Origin of the sequence: Streptomyces sp. NPDC100445 (assembly GCF_044759735.1) — a bacterium.
Taxonomy (GTDB): Bacteria; Actinomycetota; Actinomycetes; order Streptomycetales; family Streptomycetaceae; genus Streptomyces.
Genome location: NZ_JBIVZV010000005.1, coordinates 94229 through 113900 on the forward strand (window position 1 = coordinate 94229; position 19672 = coordinate 113900).

24 protein-coding genes are annotated in these 19672 nt (G+C 69.4%); 16 read left to right on the forward strand and 8 right to left on the reverse strand.

What is annotated here, in order from left to right:
* Positions 1–15: 15 nt before the first annotated feature.
* On the reverse strand, positions 16–534 hold the full coding sequence (locus tag ACIQVT_RS14515) for an HAD domain-containing protein (RefSeq protein WP_403752004.1): 519 nt from the start codon (positions 532–534) through the stop codon (positions 16–18).
* Between the two features lie 790 nt (positions 535–1324).
* Between ACIQVT_RS14515 and ACIQVT_RS14520 the strand changes: the two genes are divergently transcribed.
* Complete coding sequence (locus tag ACIQVT_RS14520) at positions 1325–2071, forward strand: DUF3761 domain-containing protein (protein ID WP_403752007.1); 747 nt, start codon at positions 1325–1327, stop codon at positions 2069–2071.
* Positions 2072–2805: 734 nt separating this feature from the next.
* On the opposite strand, the gene ACIQVT_RS14525 is transcribed toward ACIQVT_RS14520, so the two are convergent.
* The 3 genes from ACIQVT_RS14525 to ACIQVT_RS14535 all read right to left on the reverse strand — a co-directional run bounded on the left by ACIQVT_RS14525 (position 2806) and on the right by ACIQVT_RS14535 (position 4732).
* Positions 2806–3099, reverse strand: coding sequence for a hypothetical protein (locus ACIQVT_RS14525; RefSeq protein ID WP_403752010.1), 294 nt, complete (start codon positions 3097–3099; stop codon positions 2806–2808).
* A gap of 926 nt (positions 3100–4025) precedes the next feature.
* The gene (locus ACIQVT_RS14530; RefSeq protein ID WP_403752013.1) at positions 4026–4469 is read right to left on the reverse strand and encodes a PIN domain-containing protein; all 444 of its coding nucleotides are present in this window, start codon (positions 4467–4469) and stop codon (positions 4026–4028) included.
* Complete coding sequence (locus tag ACIQVT_RS14535; protein WP_403752016.1) at positions 4466–4732, reverse strand: CopG family transcriptional regulator; 267 nt, start codon at positions 4730–4732, stop codon at positions 4466–4468. Before ACIQVT_RS14535 ends, ACIQVT_RS14530 begins: the two co-directional genes overlap by 4 nt.
* A gap of 72 nt (positions 4733–4804) precedes the next feature.
* On the opposite strand from ACIQVT_RS14535, the gene ACIQVT_RS14540 reads away from it, so the two are divergent.
* Entirely contained in the window at positions 4805–5326 is a 522-nt protein-coding gene (locus ACIQVT_RS14540) for a GNAT family N-acetyltransferase (protein ID WP_403752018.1), read from the forward strand.
* 45 nt (positions 5327–5371) lie between these two features.
* Positions 5372–6211 carry a hypothetical protein gene (locus ACIQVT_RS14545; protein WP_403752021.1) on the forward strand — a complete coding sequence of 280 codons (840 nt, stop codon included), beginning with the start codon at positions 5372–5374 and terminating at the stop codon, positions 6209–6211.
* 20 nt (positions 6212–6231) lie between these two features.
* Here ACIQVT_RS14545 and ACIQVT_RS14550 read toward each other — a convergent pair whose 3' ends face one another.
* Positions 6232–6711, reverse strand: a complete 480-nt coding sequence (locus ACIQVT_RS14550; RefSeq protein WP_403752024.1) for an ATP-binding protein — start codon at positions 6709–6711, stop codon at positions 6232–6234.
* Positions 6712–6887: 176 nt separating this feature from the next.
* Here ACIQVT_RS14550 and ACIQVT_RS14555 point away from each other — a divergent pair, with 176 nt between their 5' ends.
* From ACIQVT_RS14555 to ACIQVT_RS14575, 5 genes are all read left to right on the forward strand, one after another.
* A complete protein-coding gene (locus ACIQVT_RS14555) occupies positions 6888–7802 on the forward strand; it encodes a helix-turn-helix domain-containing protein (protein WP_403752971.1) in 915 nt (304 codons plus the stop codon).
* Positions 7765–7896: a DUF397 domain-containing protein gene (locus ACIQVT_RS14560; protein ID WP_403752026.1), complete on the forward strand. Its 132-nt coding sequence runs from the start codon at positions 7765–7767 to the stop codon at positions 7894–7896. Before ACIQVT_RS14555 ends, ACIQVT_RS14560 begins: the two co-directional genes overlap by 38 nt.
* A 281-nt stretch (positions 7897–8177) precedes the next feature.
* Positions 8178–9056: a hypothetical protein gene (locus ACIQVT_RS14565; protein WP_403752029.1), complete on the forward strand. Its 879-nt coding sequence runs from the start codon at positions 8178–8180 to the stop codon at positions 9054–9056.
* A gap of 89 nt (positions 9057–9145) precedes the next feature.
* A complete protein-coding gene (locus ACIQVT_RS14570) occupies positions 9146–9511 on the forward strand; it encodes a hypothetical protein (RefSeq protein ID WP_403752032.1) in 366 nt (121 codons plus the stop codon).
* Positions 9505–9843 (forward strand): type II toxin-antitoxin system PemK/MazF family toxin, encoded by a 339-nt coding sequence (locus ACIQVT_RS14575; protein ID WP_403752035.1) that lies wholly within the window; start codon positions 9505–9507, stop codon positions 9841–9843. The genes ACIQVT_RS14570 and ACIQVT_RS14575 overlap by 7 nt, the downstream gene beginning before the upstream one ends.
* A 61-nt stretch (positions 9844–9904) precedes the next feature.
* Here the strand turns inward: ACIQVT_RS14575 and ACIQVT_RS14580 are convergent, their stop codons facing one another.
* Positions 9905–10060 carry a hypothetical protein gene (locus ACIQVT_RS14580; RefSeq protein ID WP_403752038.1) on the reverse strand — a complete coding sequence of 52 codons (156 nt, stop codon included), beginning with the start codon at positions 10058–10060 and terminating at the stop codon, positions 9905–9907.
* A gap of 223 nt (positions 10061–10283) precedes the next feature.
* Entirely contained in the window at positions 10284–10973 is a 690-nt protein-coding gene (phoU, locus tag ACIQVT_RS14585; protein ID WP_403752041.1) for a phosphate signaling complex protein PhoU, read from the reverse strand.
* Positions 10974–11209: 236 nt separating this feature from the next.
* Between phoU and ACIQVT_RS14590 the strand changes: the two genes are divergently transcribed.
* The gene (locus ACIQVT_RS14590; RefSeq protein ID WP_403752044.1) at positions 11210–12457 is read left to right on the forward strand and encodes a sensor histidine kinase; all 1248 of its coding nucleotides are present in this window, start codon (positions 11210–11212) and stop codon (positions 12455–12457) included.
* Positions 12454–13134, forward strand: a complete 681-nt coding sequence (locus ACIQVT_RS14595) for a response regulator transcription factor (RefSeq protein WP_037653407.1) — start codon at positions 12454–12456, stop codon at positions 13132–13134. Before ACIQVT_RS14590 ends, ACIQVT_RS14595 begins: the two co-directional genes overlap by 4 nt.
* 74 nt (positions 13135–13208) lie before the next feature.
* Here the strand turns inward: ACIQVT_RS14595 and ACIQVT_RS14600 are convergent, their stop codons facing one another.
* Positions 13209–13907, reverse strand: a complete 699-nt coding sequence (locus ACIQVT_RS14600; protein WP_403752047.1) for a DUF461 domain-containing protein — start codon at positions 13905–13907, stop codon at positions 13209–13211.
* A gap of 660 nt (positions 13908–14567) precedes the next feature.
* Here ACIQVT_RS14600 and ACIQVT_RS14605 point away from each other — a divergent pair.
* The 6 genes from ACIQVT_RS14605 (at position 14568) to rlmB (ending at position 19562) form a co-directional block, all read left to right on the forward strand.
* Positions 14568–15050 carry a CarD family transcriptional regulator gene (locus ACIQVT_RS14605; protein WP_003953493.1) on the forward strand — a complete coding sequence of 161 codons (483 nt, stop codon included), beginning with the start codon at positions 14568–14570 and terminating at the stop codon, positions 15048–15050.
* 296 nt (positions 15051–15346) lie between these two features.
* A complete protein-coding gene (ispD, locus tag ACIQVT_RS14610; RefSeq protein WP_403752050.1) occupies positions 15347–16099 on the forward strand; it encodes a 2-C-methyl-D-erythritol 4-phosphate cytidylyltransferase in 753 nt (250 codons plus the stop codon).
* Positions 16089–16610: a 2-C-methyl-D-erythritol 2,4-cyclodiphosphate synthase gene (ispF, locus tag ACIQVT_RS14615; RefSeq protein WP_403752053.1), complete on the forward strand. Its 522-nt coding sequence runs from the start codon at positions 16089–16091 to the stop codon at positions 16608–16610. Before ispD ends, ispF begins: the two co-directional genes overlap by 11 nt.
* A gap of 53 nt (positions 16611–16663) precedes the next feature.
* Positions 16664–17068 carry a PPOX class F420-dependent oxidoreductase gene (locus tag ACIQVT_RS14620; protein ID WP_403752056.1) on the forward strand — a complete coding sequence of 135 codons (405 nt, stop codon included), beginning with the start codon at positions 16664–16666 and terminating at the stop codon, positions 17066–17068.
* 58 nt (positions 17069–17126) lie between these two features.
* Positions 17127–18530, forward strand: a complete 1404-nt coding sequence (gene cysS, locus ACIQVT_RS14625; protein ID WP_403752060.1) for a cysteine--tRNA ligase — start codon at positions 17127–17129, stop codon at positions 18528–18530.
* Between the two features lie 90 nt (positions 18531–18620).
* Positions 18621–19562, forward strand: a complete 942-nt coding sequence (gene rlmB, locus ACIQVT_RS14630; protein ID WP_403752063.1) for a 23S rRNA (guanosine(2251)-2'-O)-methyltransferase RlmB — start codon at positions 18621–18623, stop codon at positions 19560–19562.
* Positions 19563–19672: the final 110 nt, after the last annotated feature.

Below are 19672 nucleotides of genomic sequence, written 5' to 3' on the forward strand. Positions count from 1 at the left end.
CTCCTAAAGCGGTGCTCATCTCGGTATGACGAGACGGAGCCAGTCGGCGAGCGCGGCGAAGTCGGTGTCCATGAGGCCCTTGGCCGGATCGACGCGATGGAGCAATGACGGCCCAGAATGACTGGCATCGACCCACAGGCGGTCCATAGCGCTGATCTCGTCGTCGACCCAGATGAACGGTCGGCCGTTGGCCCACTCGACGAGGTGGTGGGTCTTCCAGTGCAAGCCGCGCGGGCCCTCGTCGGCGTAGGAGGCCGGCCACTCCACCACAGGCAGCCTCGGCAGTCCGATGCGTGGGGAGATGACCTCGTTCGCCTCCTCTATCCAGGTCGTAGCCCATACGAGATGACATCCCAGGGCGGTGAGGCGCGATCCGAGCTCAGGATCGAGTCGCGTCAGCAGTGGGTTTCCTTGATCGCCACACGTCGAGGCGTCGGCGGCAGTGTCCTGTGAGCGCCCGGACGACGGCCCGAACGGGATCAGTGGGCCATCGACGTCTAGGAAAAGGAGGGGACGCTCCGTCACGCTTGCCACGACGGCACGATATCCCGGTGTAGCAGGGGAGTGGCTCCCTCATCGCTGGGCCGTCCCTGGGCCGTCCGAGGCCGCTCACCAGTGGCCAATGACGACCAACGACGACCGCCAGGCGCACGAGGCCACTGCCCCTGACCAGCAAAAACCCAGCTCACCAAGATCCCCGGCAACACCCAGGGCAAGAAGAAGTAACGCCCACCTATCAAGCCCCCTGCCTGCGGGACTCCGCTGGTGGGGGGTTTTCGCTGCCTCGGAGCGTCCCTCTCCGACTGCTCAGTGGACACCAGGGTCGGTGAGCACCACGTCATGAGGCACGTCGTCGCACGCCAACAACAAGTACTCGTCTGCCATGGCCCCGTCCGTCTCTCAGCTGAAGCGCAGAAGCCCACAGCCGTCATGTCACCTCAAGCACCCTGGCGTAGAAGTGGCGCGGCGCTGCGTTGGTCAGTGGCGTGGGTTGGTAAGTCCGGTCAGGGCGACCAGTGGTCAACAGGCCGGCAATCAGTCCAGGTTGTGACTCGGGCCGATCCTGCTGACGCGTCTACTCGAAGGCCTCGCATTGCCGGGGCAGCGGCTGACACCGGGGCACGACTCGTATCTCACGGTTCCACCCCAACCACTCTGCGTCCCGTTTTTTCATTGAACGCTCACCTACTCGCCGGTACGAGGTTAGAGTCATCGCCCTGACGGCACCTGCTTCCCGCTGTAGGCGGGCACTGGTTCATGGCCAAGAGCAGAACCATGCGCGCTGGGGAGCGCACAGCAGGTAGTGGCAAGGGGGTACGAGCACGTGGCCCAGAAGAAGAGACCTCAGCCGACGGCGGAGGACGAGAAGAACTTCCGAGTTGGCTGCGGCGTCATGCTGGCCGTACTTCTCGCGGTCGGCGGATGTAGTGCTCTGACCAACGACGACACCGACTCGACGTCCACCTCGTCATCTTCATCCTCCGTGTATCGCGGCAAGGCGGAGACGGTCAAGGTCGAGGACTTCGTCGGCATGGGGCTCCAGGCAGCCCAAGACGCCGCCCAAGGTGACGGCATCGTTGACCTCACCTCAACGGATGCCACCGGCCAGGGCCGCATGCAGCTCTGGGACCGCAACTGGACAGTCTGCGCCCAGACACCTGCGGCCGGCGAAATGATGAGTACCGATGACACGCTCACGTTCGACACGGTCAAGTCCAGTGAGGGCGAGAGCTGTGACGACCCCACGGGGTCCGGCAGCATCGATGACTACAGCGAAGACGATTCCTCCACTGTCTCAGGTGTCGAGGACGACTACAGCGACGACGGTTCGTCCACCGTCGCCGGCGCCGAGGACGACTACAGCGACGACTCCTCCAGCTCATCGGCCGGTGACCCGGAGTTGTCGGGGAGCGACTCGGGTTCTTCTTCGTCCTCGGACGATTCACAGCAGGCGCCCGCTGGGGTCACCGCCCAATGCAACGACGGTACGTACAGCTATTCCGCGCACCGCCGGGGTACCTGCTCGCACCACGATGGCGTGGCCATCTGGCTCGCCAGCGTGCCTTCGTAGAAAGGACGCAGACATGCTCGGCCTGGCATTCGGGCTCCTCAAGATGATGCTGTGGGCCATGTGTGCATGCATCGACGTCATGTTCGCTCTGTGCACCTTGGGCAAGGTCGACCCCAAGACGCGCAGATTCTTCTGAAGCAGACCGTTGCGACCAAGCAGCGCCGTGTGACAATCGTCAATCTTACAACGGGCCCTGGGGGCAAACTACTTCGCCGGACACGCGATCGGTCCTTTTACCGGAACTGAGATCCTCTCCCACTGCGGACACCGAACTCTCACATTCAAGTGTGGGCCTTACTGTTGCAGTAAAACTGACCGATCCGTTCGGTTTTACGTCCGCCGTCCCCTGCGCCAAGGTCCTTCCCTCCGCCCTGAACACAAAATGAGCCTTTCCGGTCGGCGTGAAGTCCTCACCATCAACTATGAGTGAAGTGACAGGGTGACGGTGGGGGATTTCGCCGGGGATATCGTTGACAGCATGAACGCCTCTGATTCGAGGGGTGGGTTGGGTCATGTTGCGATCCTCTGCGTCGGCTCACGTCTCTATGATCTGAGTGATGGAACCCTCGTTTCCAATGTGTGGCAAGTCCGGTATCGCTGCAACCTGGGCGTAGGCACCTTCTGGTTCCGTTGACCGGAGGCCCAGTAACAGAGCCTCAGGACTCGGGCACCGGGGAGCTCATTTGAGAGTCCGTCAGCAGCCTGACGAACCCTCACGCAAGATCGAAGTTGAACTACTCCCAGTTTCCGCTACACCACCACAAATGATGTGACTCGTTGGGCCCTGAGTTCACGTGGCCGTGACCCATGATGCCGTGGCAAATGCCTGGAGGTTCGTTATCGTCGTTTTCGAACACGCGGGCATCGATGAGGAGGCGATTCACCTTGTAACCTTCAGCCTCGCAGATTCCTCTTAGGAACTTGACCGGGGATGCGCGGAACTGGGTCCAGTCTTCCTCGGTGAATTCGACGTTGGATACCTCAACATCATGAGAAGATCGGGACGCGTCAGGGGTGAACTTCACCATCAGAACCACCTCTCCAAGCCCTCAATCCCAGCATCCTCCTTCGGCGCCCATCTACAACTGGAAGTCCTGGGAAGTGCTTCCGGCGGTGGTGGGAATCAAGGACCTCAGCGGTCCTCGTTCTCGCTCGTCAGCGGCACATTCAGCGCCGTTCGCAGCGCGCTGCTTCACCTGGCCGTCCACCGGCTACGAGGCCCGGATCTGATGGCCCGCACGGCGCGTTTCCGGAGCCAAGGCATAGCCGGCTGGAGACATGGAGACCCACGTCGTCCAGGTCGCGACCTTCACCGGTCTCAGTGTCGAGTCCGCCCTCAGGTCCTCGGTCGCCGGAGATTATCCGGCTCGCACCGCAGCAAATCCGCCGGGCGTGCCCCGCGACTCTCCTGGTGTCATAGAGCGTTCCTGCTCCGGCGGCAGTGCCGTACTCAGTGCGCGGCCGGCGCTGGCAGGTCTCTCCTTGGCCATCGACGAAGCCCGACCGTTGGTTAGGTCCCAGGTCGTACCCGGGCCGCCCCCCACAGAGCCGGGGATGCAGCTGCTCTACAGAGCTGTACACCTCGGAAGCCGGCCGCGCGTCAGAGACCCTAGCCATGAGCACTGACAACGCCTGGCGACAGCACGGCATCTGACACTGTGAGGCCCGCACCACGAGCGCACCAGATCGGGCGGGGAACAGCGGGGAATCACGGTGAAGCCAGCGGCACCGGCGAAGACCCCCGGCAAGAAGAAGTAACCGCCCGCGAACGAGTCGCCTGGCTGTGGGTTTCCCCGCTGGGAAGGGGTTTGGCCTGGGTCATGTGCCCAGGTCGCTCCATTTGGAGAGATGAGTGGAGGCGAGCCGTCAGCCCGCTCTGGGCGATGGTGGACGCCCGTCTCGCACGTGCTTCGCCAGCCCTGTGGGGAGCGCGCACCTGGTCGCCGGGGGTTCGTCAGAGGGGGAGGTCGTCGGGGAGTACCCGGAATGCTTTGTGGTGGCCCAAGGGGCGTACGGCTCGGAAGTCTCGCCGGTCGAGGGTGAGAATCGCGTCCGTGTCGTAGTCGGCGGCGAGCGCCACGTTCACCGCGTCGGCGAGGTCGAGGTCCAGTGCGCGGTAGCGGAGACGGACGGACTGGGCGGCGCTCAGGTGGTCCTCCGTGATCTCCGGCATGACGACACGACCCCGACCCATCCAGCGCCGAAGGTCGTCGACCGCGCTGAGGGCGGCTTCCCTGCCGAGTTCACGCGTCGCCACGTGATCCAGTTCGGCCAGCAGAAGCGGGGACATCACCAGCAGGCCCGCTGCCATGATCGCCTCGTTGGCCGCCCGGTGTTCCGGATGGGTGGAGTCCAGCGCCGCCAGGAGGCCGGACGTGTCGGCGATGACGATGATCACGCGGCGGATCCAGAACCCGAGCCGGTCTCACGCCGGACAGCTTCCGCGACCGTGTCGCGAACCTCCGACTTGGACAGCGTGCTACCCGACCCCTCGAAGGTGCGTGAGAAGAGCGGCTCGTCCCAGACCCGGTTCGCCATGGCTGCGAGGTGGATGCCCTGGCGAATGATCTCGGCCTCGCTTATGCCCCGGCGCTTGGCGGCCTCCTTGATGATGGCCAGGTCTTCCGGGTCGGCGTAGACGTTGGTGCGCTTCATGGGCATGTACCAAGGGTAGTCCATGTACCAAGTGGGGGGTATTTCAGAATGGCGTTGTCGTGCCGTTCCCGAGGTCGCATGCTTCAGGGCGTGACCGATCGAGACGACTTGCCCCACGCCACCCTCACCGTGCCTGTCACCGTGCGCGATCTGGTGCCGCAGGATCTGCCGGCGTGCACCTGGTCCGGCTCGGCCGCCCACCTGCGTCACGTCGAGCGCGAGCTGGTGCGCGCTGCGGCCGGTGAGGTGGACTACCTGGCCGTGTGCACCCCTGTGGACCTGCCGGTGGCGATCGGTGGCGTCGACTATCGCGTCTCCGAGGGAGCCGGAACCCTGTGGCAGCTCGCCGTGCTGCCGGCGCTGCAATCCCGCGGCTTGGGGACGCTGCTCGTCCGCGCTGCCGAGCAGCGGATACGGCACCGTGGGCTGCGCAGGGCCGAACTCGCCGTGGAGGAGAGCAACCCCCGGGCGCGGGTCCTGTACGAGCGACTGGGCTACGTCGCCTACGGCCGCGAACCAGACGCCTGGGACGTGGAGGGACCCGACGGGTCGATCCGTCGCCACGAGACGATGTGCATTCTCCTGCGCAAGAGCCTCTGAGCCGCTGGAATAGTGCTCCTGGGCAACGGCGTGGGGGGAGCAGTGGTGGGCAAGGACCATGTGGGCAGCTACCTGTACTGGTCGGACCGCCGGGTGGCTGCGATCGCATCCGACAACGGCGTCAACTTCAAGGGTCGTTACAACTGGGCGCTCAAGGCCGCCCCGCAGGGTGTCGGGGCCGAGGTCAGCAACAAGGAGCGCGCAGATCTCCCCCGTCTCGAAATGGCGGGCAAGATCGAGAAGGCCCTCGGTGATCAAGCCGTCGTCGCCTTCGGCTCGCCACCACGGGCCCGGTTCGCGAAGGGCGTCGGACAGGTCCACATGGCCAGGTTCACGGCGGGACCCGAGCGTGACAGGGGAGCGCTCTTCCACATCAGGACGGCCAGTGTCAGAGGCCAGCAGGTCGACCTCGTGCTCTTCGGCAGCATGGACAACTTCCCCGGACGAGTGATGCGTCCCGAGGACGCGCCCGAGACGGGGTGGTTCTCGTCGGCCTGGTACGCGATCGCGCAGTTGCTGGAGAGCCGAGGGACCGAGAACACATCCCAGTGGGACGATCCGGAGTCGCTGTCCGTCGAGGCCCTGAAGGTCGCTCTGTATCAGGGTAGTTCCGGTGATCACGGGGAGCACGACGGTCAGCCCTGGACGCGCGGCTACACGCTCGGGCACGCCGACGACAGCGAATGGTTCGCCCAGATCTATACCGACGTCGTACTGACCGAGGATCGCTGGAACTTCACGGGCAGCATGAGTGGAGCACAGCGCATCCTTGTGGGAGCCCCCGTCTGGGTGCGAACCGCGAGCAAGGCCTCCGTGACCCGTTACGCGGACCTGCGCAACCGCGCCACCCGTGCCGACCGTCGCCGCCTGCCGTTCCTTCGCTGAGTTCGAGGAGGGCAGGGGGCTCAGCCTTCCGGTGCCTCGGCAAGCACTTCCGCCCACACCGTCTTGCCGACCGGGTGACGCGGTGCCGATCCCCACCGCGCGGCCAGGACGTGCACCAGGAGCAGTCCCCGGCCGGACTCGCCCTCCGGGTACGACGTAGGCGGCACCGTCGGTGTCCGCTTGGCCGACGCCGCGTCCGCCACCTCCACGCGGACCAGGCTCGTCGCCATGTCGAGAGTGAGCCGGAGGCCGAAGTCGTGTCCGTGGACCCGGCCGTGCCGCACGGCGTTCGCCGCCAGCTCGCCGACCACGAGGGCGACCGTGTACGACGCCTCCGAGGTCGTCGGGTAACCCCACTCCTCCAGGTGCCGGACGGCGAAACGCCTGGCAAGCTGCGCGCCCCGTGGTGTGGAGACGAACTGCGCCGCCCGGTCGAGGAGTTCGCGTTCCGTGGTGGACCGGCTCGGCTCGTTGTCCGGGGTGGTCGTTCCTGTGAGCACGGCTTGTCCGTCCTTGTCTGTCGCGCGCGAGGCTATCCGCCGGTACGCGAGTCGTCACGTTCCGTGCCCAAGCGTCGTCCCATCGCCCTACGCTCGACAGGGGGATCAGGCTTACTTTCCGAGCCGTAAGAGAAGGAAGTGATGCTTTGGCCAACGCGATTGACCCCAGTGCGTCGATGGCGGCTCTGTTCGGCGCACGGGTGCGCAGGCTCCGTACGGCGGCCGGACTGACCCAGGCCGAGCTCGGCGAGAGAACCCACGTCGTCAGCACGCGGATCACGCAGATCGAGCGCGCCTCCGGGGCCAAGCCGACCCTCGAACTGGCCCGTGCGCTGGACACCGTCCTCGGCGCGGACGACCTGCTCGTCGAGCTGTGGCCGTACGTCTACCGAGAGGCCTTCCCCGACTGGTCCCGCAAGTTCATGGAGTACTCGGAGCGCGCGGTGGCCATCAGGCAGTACGCGGCACATGTGGTTCCCGGTCTGTTGCAGACGGAGGACTACGCGCGGGCAGTGCTCAGCCTGGACGCTCTGTTGGACGGTGAAGAGCAGTTGGAAGAGCGCGTCACAGCCCGTATGGGACGCCAGGAACGGTTGAGTTCGTCCGACCGGCCCGAGTTGTGCGTGATCCTGGATGAGGCGGTGCTCAGGCGCCCGATCGGCGGCCACGCCGTGACGCGGAAGCAGTTGATGCGATTGCTGGACGCGGCTTCGGAGCGGCACATCACCTTGCAGGTGCTGCCGTTCGACCAGGGCGGGCACGAGGCGATGGGTGGCTCACTGACGACGCTGACCCTGCCGGACGGCTCCGAAGTGGCTTACACGGAGGGCGCTGACTACGGCCAACTCATCGAGGAACCAGCCGACGTCAGCCGCTACAAGGTGATTTACGATCGGCTCCGGGTGGCAGCCCTGCCCCCGATCATGTCGCTCGACATGATCCGGTCCACGTCGGAGGGCAACTACCGTGGCGCGAATCTCCCGTCCCGATCTGAACGGCGCCGCCTGGCACAGGAGCAGCTACAGCAATCAAGCGGGCGGCGACTGCGTGGAGGTGGCCGACGGATTCCCGGTCGTCGTCCCGGTTCGTGACAGCAAGGCCCCGCAGGGACCGGTGTTGTGCTTCGGCGCCGCCTCCTGGTGCGCCTTCATAGGCGAGTTGAAGGCCGGGCACCGCCGTCCCTGAGGCGGCCGGGATCCGGGTGCCGTCCCCGGGTCGGGTGCGCCGGGCCCTTGTCCGCGAGGGTCCGGTGGGCCACTGACCTCCTGAAAGAACCGAGGGAGAGAACTACCCGCCCACCCACCCTCCCCGGCCGGAACCCCGCATCACCCGTCCGAGTGACCAGCTTGCCGGGGAGGGATACGGACGGTTACGTTCGCCGCGACAACCGCAAACAGATACGGCCCCCGGCCGGGACTGGCATCCCGATCGAGGGCCTGACCGATCAGGAAGAAAGCACCTTCCCGATGGCTGACCCGCAGTCTAACGCGCCCCTGCGCGCCGGCGCCGGAACACCGACCTCCGGCGTGATCCACGTACGCACCCGGCTGACGGCCGACTTCACCGTGATCTCCAACGCCCTCGCCCAGCGGCGGGGCAGCGCGGTCACGATCGGCGTCGCGGCGTACATCGCCTCCCTGCCCGACGGCTCCCGCGTGAGCATCGCCGCCCTGTGCGAGCACTTCACCGAGGGCGAGATCCTGATCTCCCGGGCCCTCGGAGAACTCGAAGCCGCCGGTTACCTGGAACGTCGCCGCGAACGCCTGCCCACCGGGCAGATCCGCACCCGCACGTACTTCTACGACGTACCCGGTGGCCACTCGCCCCCTCCGGCCCCTCCGCCCGGCCCGCCGAAGCCGCCCGCGGCGAGCAACGTGCCGCCCCCGCTGAATCCCGCCACCGAACCGACCTCCGCCATCGAACCGACGCCCGTCCCTCCGCCTCGCCCGGAGGAACCGCCCAACCTCTCCGACGCCGACCCACGGGCCGTCACCGTGCTGACCTCCCTCCGCCGCGTCGATCCACGTCTCGTCCTGTCCGAGCGGGAGGCGGTACGGCTGGCGCCGGCCGTCGCCCAGTGGCTCGCGGCCGGTGTCGCGCCCGCTCAGATCACCGCGCTGCTGACCACCCGGCTCCCCGACCGCTTCCTGACCCGCCCGGCGCGCATCCTCGCCTTCCGCCTGCGGGAGACGCCGTTGCCCGCGCCGCCCCCGCCGATCATCGAGCGCACGGCCGTACTGCCCTTCCACACCTGCGACGGCTGCGAACGGGCGTTCCGTGCACCGGAACCCGGACATTGCCGCGACTGCCGGCGGCCCGGCGCGCTCCTGCCCGCAGCCGCGTGAACCGACGACTCAGGGCGCTTGACCAGCCTGGACAGGAGGCCGACACTGCGTGTACGACATTTGTCATACGCGAGGGAAGGGAGGCAGGCATGGCCTCCGGAACCGAACGCGGGAGCCGCGCCTCGGGTACCACCACCAGGAGGCGCGCATCGACCGCGGCGCGGCCCGCAGAGGCGGACCCGAAGCAGGGCGGCGGCAACGCGACGAGCGTGGCGCAGGTGCGGCTGCGCCCGGATGAGCTGGCGGAACTCCAGCAGGTGATGCGGACCCTCGACCTGCACTCACTCTCAGATGCCCTGCGCGAGGGGCTCCGGTTGCTCTCCCGGGAGGCGACCGAGGTCGCCGCCGCTCAGGAGATCCGTGACTTCTACGAAGGCGGCCGGGCGCCGACCCCCGAGGGTGTTCGGCCCGCCACGGCGGACGAGCTGGCGGCGGCGGACGAGACCGAATGGTGAACATCGGCTCCGCGCTGCGGGGCGAGGTGTGGGGCTGCGCCCTGCCCGGGCCCATCGGCCCGCATCCGGTGGTCGTGCTCACCGTGAACCGCGTAGCCGAACCGCTGTCGGCGCTGACCGTCGCGGTGATCAACGGAACGCCCGGCCCCACCGCCACCCACGTGCCGATCGGCCCGAACTGCGGAGTGACCAGGTACGACGAGTCCTACGTCAACTGCACCGACCTGCACACCGTGGACAAACCGAGGCTCCGGAGGCGTCTCGGCCTCCTCGCTCCGAGCGAGCTGCGGCGCGTGGAGGAGTGCGTGCGCGTGATCCTGGGGCTGGCGTGACGGAGGCCGTCCGACCGGCGAAGGCCGGTGTGAAGCGTGCTCACACCGGCCCCGGGGTGTGTCAGCCGCACTGGCAGGGGCTGCCGGACTGGCAGCCGCAGCCGCACCCCGAGCCGCAGCCGCACGCGCCGAACAGCGGAAGGTTCCTGGTCTCGGCGGGCCGGTCGGTCTCGCGCTCCTGAGTGGGATCGGGGGTGGTACCGGGGGATTCGGCCATGGGTCCCTCCTGGACGCTGGGGGCAGGGATGCCCTCGCCCCATTCATGCCCGTCCCGCCGGGCGCATCAACGGCGCACGGAGGCGCTGCCGCGCCCGGCCGGGTGGACGTCGAGCCCCCCCGCCCCCGGCCGGGAGCCGGCCGTGAGTTCCGGTGATCCCGGCGCCACACCGGAATCGCCGAGCCGGACAGCCGGACAGCCGTCCCCCCGCCCCTCGGCAGGGCTACGCGCCCTCTACGCCCGTGACCGGCTGGATGTCCCCCTGGAGGTTGTCCGCGTGTTCGCCCGTGACGAGGTAGACGACCCGCTTGGCCACGGCGACGGCGTGGTCGGCGTACCGCTCGTAGTAGCGGCCCAGCAGGGTGACGTCCACGGCGGTCTCGATGCCGTGCTTCCAGCGGTCGTCGATCAGGTGCTGGAACAGCGTGCGGTGCAGCAGGTCCATCTCGTCGTCGTCCTGCTCCAGCTGGAGCGCGAGGTCGACGTCCTTCGTGATGATCACTTCGGCGGCCTTGGCCATCAGCCGCTGCGCGAGCTGGCCCATCTCCAGGATCGTGGCGTGCAGGTCCTGCGGCACGGCCCGCTGCGGGAAGCGCAGCCGGGCCAGCTTCGCCACGTGCTGGGCGAGGTCGCCGGAGCGCTCCAGGTCGGCGGACATGCGCAGCGACGTGACGACGATGCGCAGGTCCGTGGCGACGGGCTGCTGCCGGGCCAGCAGGGCGATCGCCCGGGCCTCCAGGTCGTGCTGGAGCTCGTCGATCTTCTGGTCGGCCTCGATCACGCTCTCGGCCAGCTTGAGATCGGCGTCGAGGATGGCGGTCGTCGCGCGCCCGATCGCCGACCCGACCAGCCGGGCCATCTCCACCAGCGAGTCGCCGATGGAGTCCAGTTCCTCGTGGTACGCGTCCCGCATCAGAGTTCCCTCTCGTACGTGTGTTTCGGGGGGTCTACGGGGGCCGTGACACCGCGCGCCCCGCGGTGCGACCGGCGGCGCGGAACCCCACGCTCCCACGTTCCGTCCCGTACGCGTCCGTTTCCGCCACCGCAAGTGAACCGGCACCGGCCCCCAGGTGAACTCTGGGCGACGAGTGTTCGAGGTCGCACCTCGGTGGCTGTGGGCATGTCGTACGCCATGCCTAACCTAAAGGCATGGACGTGAACGCGGCGGTCGCCGCAGCGGCAGCGATCGCCGGGGTACTCACCGGTGTCATCGCCATGCTGGCGTTCCGCTGGAGTGAACGCGACCAGAAGCGGCCGACCAGGACTTCCCTGCACACCGATGCCGTGCTGCCGCCCGGCGTGGACACCGTGCTGTCGGTGCTGCGCTCCTCCGCCGTCGTGCTCGACGAGGCGGACGCCGTGGTCAAGGCCAGCTCCGCCGCGTACGCCCTCGGGCTGGTGCGCGGTGGGAAGCTCGCCGTGGAGCCGATGCTCCAGATGGCGCGGGACACCCGGCGGGACGGCGAGATACGGCAGGTCGAGCTGGACCTGCCCCGGCGCGGCACCGGACGCGGCGAGGCCCTCGCGGTCTCGGCGCGGGTGGCGCCGCTCGGCTCACGCCTGGTGCTGCTGCTGGTCGAGGACCTGACGGAGGCCCGCAGGATCGAGGCGGTACGGCGTGACTTCGTGGCGAACGTCAGCCATGAGCTGAAGACGCCCGTCGGCGCGCTGTCCCTCCTCTCCGAGGCGGTGATGGACGCCTCCGACGACCCGGAGGCCGTGCAGCGCTTCGCCGGCCGGATGCAGATCGAGGCGACCCGGCTGACCAACCTGGTGCAGGAGCTGATCGACCTGTCACGGGTGCAGAACGACGACCCCCTGGAGGACGCCGAGCCGGTGCGGGTGGACGAGCTGGTCGCCGAGGCCGTCGACCGCTGCCGTCACCAGGCGGGCACGAAGCAGATCACCATGGCCGCCGGAGGCGCCGACGACCTGCGGGTCTGGGGCAACCGGGGTCAGCTGGCCGCCGCCCTGGGCAACCTGGTGGAGAACGCCGTCAACTACTCCCCGGCCCGCACCCGCGTCGGCATCGCCGCCCGGCAGATCACCGCGCCCGGCGGTGACATGATCGAGATCGCCGTCACCGACCAGGGGATCGGCATCTCCGACAAGGACAGGGAGCGCATCTTCGAGCGCTTCTACCGCGTCGACCCGGCCCGCTCGCGGGCCACCGGTGGCACCGGCCTGGGTCTCGCCATCGTCAAGCACGTGGTCGCCTCGCACGACGGGGAGGTCACGGTCTGGAGCGCCGAAGGCCAGGGCTCCACCTTCACCATCAGGCTGCCGGAGGCGGGCGCGGCCCGCGACCGCGCACAGCAGCACCCCGACCTCTACGACGAGGCCGGCCCCGACCCATCACCGTTCGCACCGCTTCCCGCCCCGGAGGTCCTTCCGTGACCCGAGTGCTCGTCGTCGAGGACGAGGAGTCCTTCTCCGACGCCCTGTCCTACATGCTGCGCAAGGAGGGCTTCGAGGTCGCCGTGGCGGCGACCGGTCCCGACGGACTGGACGAGTTCGAGCGCAACGGCGCCGACCTGGTCCTGCTCGACCTGATGCTGCCGGGGCTGCCCGGCACGGAGGTCTGCCGCCAGCTGCGCGGCCGTTCCAACGTCCCCGTGATCATGGTGACCGCGAAGGACAGCGAGATCGACAAGGTCGTCGGTCTGGAGATAGGGGCCGACGACTACGTCACCAAGCCCTTCTCCTCGCGCGAGCTGGTGGCCCGGATCCGGGCGGTGCTGCGCCGCCGCGGCGAGCCGGAGGAGGTCACCCCGGCCGCGCTGGAGGCGGGTCCGGTCCGCATGGACGTGGACCGGCACGTGGTCACCGTCGGCGGCGCCAAGGTCGACCTCCCGCTGAAGGAGTTCGACCTGCTGGAGATGCTGCTGCGCAACGCCGGCCGGGTGCTGACCCGCATGCAGCTCATCGACCGGGTCTGGGGCGCCGACTACGTGGGCGACACCAAGACCCTCGACGTCCACGTCAAGCGGCTGCGCGCCAAGATCGAGCCGGACCCGGGCGCGCCGCGCTACCTGGTGACGGTGCGCGGGCTGGGCTACAAGTTCGAGCCGTAGGCCGCGTCGGACGCGCTGTGCCGAAGGGCGGCACCCCCGCGGGGGTGCCGCCCTTCGGCGTACGTGGGTACGGCTCAGTGGCCGGCGGTCGACTCGGAGGCCGAGTCGCTCGGGGTGACGGCCGCGCCGGAGGCGCTGGCGGAGGCACCCGCGGTGTCGCCCTTGCCCGGCTTGCCGCCGGTGCCGGTGCTGGCGCCGGCGCTGGGGGAGGCGGTCGAGCTGCCGGACACCGTGGAGCCGCCCGCCGGGGAGGCGGACGGGATCTGCGAGGGGCCCCACTGGTCGAAGTAGCTGGTCGCCGGGACGACGAGGGCGTTCAGGCTCACCCTCCCGGTCTTGCTGAGGGTGAAGGCGATCCGCTGGGCGTCGCCGTCCCGGACGGCCTCCCGGCCGCTGGGCAGCACCGCGGAGGCGTTGCCCTTGCCGCCGAGGGTCAGCGAACCGCCGGCCGGGACCGTCAGGCTCTGCCCCTTGGCGGCCTTCAGCTGGGCGGACGTACCGCTGCCCGTCACGGTGACGGACTGGAGGGTCTGGTCGGTGCGACCGCCGTTGAACAGGGTCGCGGAGATCACCGCGGGGCCCGTCGCCTTCAGGTCGGGCTGGGTGATGACCACGGCGTTCTGGATCTTGATGTCGCCGACGTGGATGGCCGCGTTGTCCGGCTTGATCTCCAGCGTCTGGGCGTTGTTCCCGGCGCCGCAGGCGGCGAGCGAGGCGATCGAGAAGACGATGGCGGAGGCGGCGAGGGCGCCGCGTCGAAGGCTGCTGCTCACGGCGGCGGCAACTCCTTGAACGCGCGGGCGGCTCCCCTGATAAAGCCGCCCTAAGGGTCTGTCAGCGGCCTCAGGTTACCGAGCCGTTCCCGGACCGGTGCACCCGACCCTCCCCCGGGCGGCGCCCTTCCCTCCGGGTGGGGGTACCCCGCGGGTCGGTGAGCAGCGCGCCCGGCGCATTGCGGAGCGGCTCGTGCGTCATTCACATAACGCGCCGGTGGACGGCTCGCGACAAACGCGGAGAGGGCCGTGACAAGGCGCGCAACACGCTCGCGGCGGCACTTGCGAGATTTCCGTGAAGGATTCCGCGGCGCCCACGATATTGATCACGGGGCGCCGCTCCGGCGGGCGTTGATCAATTCCGGATTCGGCTCACATCCGCCGGTGGTCACCGAACGGAGTAGCGGAAGTCGTACGCTTGGAACCGGACATATCAGGACGTTCGGCCACTCGGGGGGACCTGCCCGGGTGTGTGACGTACGCGTTTCGGCCTGCCCGCAGAGCCCCTCCGACCTGCGAATACCCGCTTCCGCAGGCGCTCCGCAGCACGTTCCGGTTGCTGTTGTCAAGCCCCGAGATATGCCCTGACCTGCGAAAACGCCATTCAGAAGACGCCGTATCCGTGTTACCCTGGATAGCCACGGAAGGGGTACCTGTCACATGACGTTCAAGGTTGGCGACACCGTGGTCTATCCCCATCACGGGGCCGCGCTGATCGAGGCTATCGAAACTCGCCAGATCAAAGGCGTGGACAAGACCTACTTGGTGCTGAAGGTCGCGCAGGGTGACCTGACGGTACGTGTGCCAGCGGACAATGCGGAGTTCGTCGGCGTGCGGGATGTGGTCGGTCAGGACGGACTGGACCGGGTCTTCGAGGTGCTGCGCGCCCCGTATGCCGAGGAGCCCACGAACTGGTCGCGCCGCTACAAGGCAAACCTGGAGAAGCTCGCCTCCGGCGATGTCATCAAGGTCGCGGAAGTCGTGCGTGACCTGTGGCGTCGCGAGCGCGAGCGCGGACTCTCCGCCGGTGAGAAGCGCATGCTCGCCAAGGCCCGCCAGATCCTGGTGAGCGAGCTGGCCCTCGCGGAGAACACGAACGAGGACAAGGCGGAGGCCCTGCTCGACGAGGTGCTCGCCTCCTGACGCGCAGCGGCAGCGAACCCTCGCTTCCGGCACGCACAGCACAGTAAATGCCGCGGTGCCCGATGACACTTACCCTGTCGCCGGGCGCTGCGGCATGTTCGTCCCCCGGAACAGCACGGTGAACCGCCGGTGAACACGTCGGCACCACCCCGGGAAGAACACCCCCGTACACGTCGTGCCGGGCCCGGGTCAGCGGCTCGACCAGGGTCACGGAAAGGGTCCGGTCAAGGCGCCGCGCCCGGCACTCCTCCAGGCCATACCCACGTAGGTCGAGCACACAAACCTGACAGGAACCGATGTCTGACGAATCGCGCCCCACGCCCGCGCAGAGCCCCGTCGCCGCCGTGATTCCCGCCGCCGGCCGGGGCGTCCGCCTCGGCCCGGGCGCCCCCAAGGCACTCCGCGCGCTGAACGGCACGCCGATGCTGATCCACGCGGTCCGCGCCCTCGCCGCGTCCCGCCACGTCTCGCTCGTCGTCGTCGTGGCCCCGCCGGACGGCACCGCCGAGGTCAAGTCCCTGCTCGACGCGCACGCGCTGCCCGAGCGGACCGACTTCCTCGTCGTCACCGGCGGCCGGTCCCGGCAGGAGTCGGTCCGGCTCGGCCTGGACGCCCTGCCGCCCGAGTACGGCGTCGTCCTCGTCCACGACGCGGCCCGTCCCCTCGTCCCCGCCGACACGGTCGACGGGGTCATCGAGGCCGTGCGCGGCGGAGCCCCCGCCGTGGTCCCCGCGCTCCCGCTGGCCGACACCGTCAAGGAGGTCGAGCCCGCGGCCGTCGCCGGCGACCCGGAACCGGTCGTGGCCACGCCCCGGCGCGACCGGCTGCGCGCCGTCCAGACACCCCAGGGCTTCGACCGGGCCACCCTGGTCCGCGCCCACGAGGAGGTCACCGGCGACGTCACCGACGACGCGAGCATGGTGGAACAGCTGGGCCTCACCGTCGTGGCCGTCCCCGGACACGAGGAGGCCTTCAAGGTCACCCGCCCCCTCGACCTGGTCCTCGCCGAGGCGGTCCTGGCCCGCAGGAGGCTCACCGATGGCTTCTGAGGCGACCGGCACCCAGCCGCTGCCGGCGCCGCCGGTGCTGCCCCGGGTCGGTGTCGGCACCGACATCCACGCCTTCGAGGAGGGCCGCGAGCTGTGGTGCGCGGGCCTGCGCTGGGAGGGCGAGGGCCCCGGACTGGCCGGCCACTCCGACGCGGACGTCGTCGCGCACGCCGCGTGCAACGCCCTCTTCTCCGCCGCCGGCCTCGGCGACCTGGGACAGCACTTCGGCACCGGCCGGCCCGAGTGGTCCGGCGCGTCCGGGGTCACCCTGCTCACCGAGGCCGCCCGGATCGTGCGCGCGGCGGGCTTCGCCGTCGGCAACGTCGCCGTCCAGGTGGTCGGCCCCCGCCCGAAGATCGGCAAGCGCCGGGCGGAGGCGGAGAAGATCCTGTCCGAGGCGGCCGGCGCCCCCGTCTCGGTCTCCGGCGCCACCACCGACGGGCTGGGCTTCCCCGGCCGCGGCGAGGGACTGATGGCCGTGGCCACCGCACTCGTGGTGCGGGTGAGCTGAGAGCATGCGAGGGTACCCGCAGAGTCACCGTTGACGGTTTCGTGGAGGTATCCGTGTCCGCTGTCCTGTCCGACCGTGTGAAGTCCCTGCTCGACGGCACCGTGTTCATCGTCGTCGGCACCCTCCAGCCCGACGGCGGCCCGCAGATGTCGCCGGTATGGGTGAAGCGCGACGGCGACGACGTCCTCTTCTCCACGACGTCCGACCGCCGCAAGTACCGGAACCTCAAGCGCGACCCGCGGGTGACCGTCGTCGTCATGAACCCCGAGCAGCCCTACGAGTACGCCGAGATCCGCGGCACCGCCGAGCTGACGACCGAGGGCGGCCAGGAACTCATCGACGAGCTGAGCCGCAAGTACACCGGCAAGGACTACGCCGACTTCAACCCCGCCTCGGCCGACGACGCCGAGCGGGTCGTCGTACGCATCCGGCCGCAGAAGGTCGTCGGCATGTCGTGACCGCGGCGTTCCGGGCGGTGGGCGCACGGCACTGTCCGGCGCCCACTACCCTGGAGTGGTGACTATTCGCCTGTACGACACCAGCGCCCGGCAGATCCGTGACTTCACCCCGCTCAAGCCGGGTTGCGTCTCGATCTACCTGTGCGGTGCCACCGTGCAGGCGGCCCCCCACATCGGGCACATCCGGTCGGGCCTGAACTTCGACATCATGCGCCGCTGGTTCGAGTACCGCGGCTACGAGGTGACGTTCGTCCGCAACGTCACCGACATCGACGACAAGATCATCGCCAAGAGCCACGAGCAGGGCCGGCCCTGGTGGTCGATCGGGTACGAGAACGAGCGCGCCTTCAACGACGGCTACACCGCCCTCGGGTGCCTGCCGCCGGCGTACGAACCGCGCGCCACCGGCCACGTGCCGGAGATGATCGAGATGATGCGGGGCCTCATCGAGCGCGGCCACGCCTACGAGGCCGACGGCAACGTCTACTTCGACGTGCGCTCCCTCCCCTCGTACCTGGAGCTGTCCCGGCAGGAGCTGGACAACCTGCTCCAGCCGTCCGGCGAGGGCGAGACCGGCAAACGGGACCCGCGCGACTTCGCGCTGTGGAAGTCCGCCAAGCCCGGCGAGCCGACCTGGCCGACCCCGTGGGGACCCGGCCGCCCCGGCTGGCACCTGGAGTGCTCGGCGATGGCCCACAAGTACCTGGGCAGCGCGTTCGACATCCACGGCGGCGGCCTGGACCTCATCTTCCCGCACCACGAGAACGAGATCGCCCAGGCCAAGGCCTACGGCGACGAGTTCGCCCGCTACTGGGTGCACAACGCCTGGGTCACCATGGCCGGCGACAAGATGTCCAAGTCGCTCGGCAACAGCGTCCTGGTCAGCGAGATGGTCAAGCAGTGGCGCCCCATCGTGCTGCGGTACTACCTGGGCACCCCCCACTACCGCTCGATGATCGAGTACAGCGAGGAGTCGCTGCGCGAGGCCGAGTCGGCGTTCGCGCGGATCGAGGGCTTCGTGCAGCGCGTGGTGGAGAAGGCCGGGGGAGCCGTGGAGCCCGCCGCCGAGGTGCCGCCCGCCTTCGCCGAGGCGATGGACGACGACCTGGGCGTGCCGCAGGCCCTCGCCGTCGTGCACACCACCGTCCGGCAGGGCAACAGCGCGCTGGCCGCCGACGACAAGGAGGCCGCCGTCGCCCGGCTCGCCGAGGTGCGGGCCATGCTCGGCGTCCTCGGCCTGGACCCGCTCGACACGCGGTGGGCGGGTGAGAGCGGCGACCGGGGCGAGGACCTGCACGGCGTCGTCGACAGCCTCGTCCGGCTCGTCCTCGACCAGCGCGAGTCCGCCCGCACCCGCAAGGACTGGGCCACCGCCGACGCGATCCGCGACCAGCTCAACCAGTCGGGCCTGCTCATCGAGGACGGGCCCCAGGGCCCCCGCTGGAGCCTGGCCCCGCGCTGACCACCGGTCCCCGACCGGACCGTGCCGCCCGGCCCGCCCGGGCGGCACACCCGAAGACGTACACACACTTCCGTAGAGAACAGGTAGATCATGGCCGCGAACAACCGTCGCATGTCCGGCAAGAAGGGCGCGCAGGTCGGCAGTGGCGGCCAGCGGCGCAAGGGCCTGGAGGGCCGGGGTCCGACCCCGCCCGCCGAGATGCGCAAGGGCCACAAGAAGAACCGCGTCGCCAACGCCAAGGCCAAGCAGGCCGTGCGCCGCCCCACGATGCGGGGCCGCGGCGGGAGGTCCACCTCCGAGCTGGTCGTCGGCCGCAACCCGGTCTACGAGGCCCTCCGCGAGGGCGTGCCCGCCAACACGCTCTACGTCCAGCAGTTCATCGACAACGACGAGCGCGTCCGCGAGGCCCTCCAGCTCGCCACCGAGCGCGGCAACATCAACCTGATGGAGGCCCCGCGGGCCGAGCTGGACCGCATGACCAACGGCCTGAACCACCAGGGCCTGGTCCTCCAGGTCCCGCCGTACGAGTACGCGCACCCGGACGACCTGCTCGCCGCCGCCGCCGACAACGGCGAGGACCCGCTCGTCGTCGCCCTCGACGGGGTCACCGACCCCCGCAACCTCGGCGCGGTCGTCCGCTCCGCCTCCGCCTTCGGCGGCCACGGCGTGATCGTCCCGGAGCGCCGCTCGGCCGGTATGACCGCCGGCGCCTGGAAGACCTCCGCGGGCACCGCCGCGCGCACCCCGGTCGCCCGCGCCACCAACCTGACCCGCACCCTCGAGTCGTACAAGAAGGACGGCGTGACGGTGATCGGCCTGGCCGCGGACGGCGAGGTGGAACTCGGCGACCTGACGGCCCTGGGCGGCCCGGTCGTCATCGTCGTCGGCAGCGAGGGCAAGGGCCTGTCGCGCCTGGTCGGCGAGACCTGCGACCACCGGGTGCGCATCGCGATGCCCGGCGGCGCCGAGTCCCTCAACGCCGGTGTGGCCGCCGGGATCGTGCTCCACGAGGCGGCCCGCAGGCGCGCCTGACAGCCCGTCCCGACGGGGCCCCGGACGGGAGCGGGGATCGAACGCCCGTCCGGCGGCTCGCCCCCGCGGGGGGATTACGGCGCCCGTGCCGCCCGACGGCCCGCCTTGAC

What these genes read in the sequence shown, in the direction of transcription:
- ACIQVT_RS14525 (WP_403752010.1), bottom strand. Translation starts at nt 3,099, where the DNA reads ATGGTGAAGTTCACCCCTGACGCGTCCCGATCTTCTCATGATGTTGAG.
- ACIQVT_RS14535 (WP_403752016.1), bottom strand. Translation starts at nt 4,732, where the DNA reads ATGCCCATGAAGCGCACCAACGTCTACGCCGACCCGGAAGACCTGGCC.
- ACIQVT_RS14540 (WP_403752018.1), top strand. Translation starts at nt 4,805, where the DNA reads ATGCTTCAGGGCGTGACCGATCGAGACGACTTGCCCCACGCCACCCTC.
- ACIQVT_RS14555 (WP_403752971.1), top strand. Translation starts at nt 6,888, where the DNA reads ATGGCGGCTCTGTTCGGCGCACGGGTGCGCAGGCTCCGTACGGCGGCC.
- ACIQVT_RS14565 (WP_403752029.1), top strand. Translation starts at nt 8,178, where the DNA reads ATGGCTGACCCGCAGTCTAACGCGCCCCTGCGCGCCGGCGCCGGAACA.
- ACIQVT_RS14570 (WP_403752032.1), top strand. Translation starts at nt 9,146, where the DNA reads ATGGCCTCCGGAACCGAACGCGGGAGCCGCGCCTCGGGTACCACCACC.
- ACIQVT_RS14575 (WP_403752035.1), top strand. Translation starts at nt 9,505, where the DNA reads ATGGTGAACATCGGCTCCGCGCTGCGGGGCGAGGTGTGGGGCTGCGCC.
- ACIQVT_RS14580 (WP_403752038.1), bottom strand. Translation starts at nt 10,060, where the DNA reads ATGGCCGAATCCCCCGGTACCACCCCCGATCCCACTCAGGAGCGCGAG.
- phoU (WP_403752041.1), bottom strand. Translation starts at nt 10,973, where the DNA reads ATGCGGGACGCGTACCACGAGGAACTGGACTCCATCGGCGACTCGCTG.
- ACIQVT_RS14590 (WP_403752044.1), top strand. Translation starts at nt 11,210, where the DNA reads ATGGACGTGAACGCGGCGGTCGCCGCAGCGGCAGCGATCGCCGGGGTA.
- ACIQVT_RS14605 (WP_003953493.1), top strand. Translation starts at nt 14,568, where the DNA reads ATGACGTTCAAGGTTGGCGACACCGTGGTCTATCCCCATCACGGGGCC.
- ispD (WP_403752050.1), top strand. Translation starts at nt 15,347, where the DNA reads ATGTCTGACGAATCGCGCCCCACGCCCGCGCAGAGCCCCGTCGCCGCC.
- ispF (WP_403752053.1), top strand. Translation starts at nt 16,089, where the DNA reads ATGGCTTCTGAGGCGACCGGCACCCAGCCGCTGCCGGCGCCGCCGGTG.
- rlmB (WP_403752063.1), top strand. Translation starts at nt 18,621, where the DNA reads ATGGCCGCGAACAACCGTCGCATGTCCGGCAAGAAGGGCGCGCAGGTC.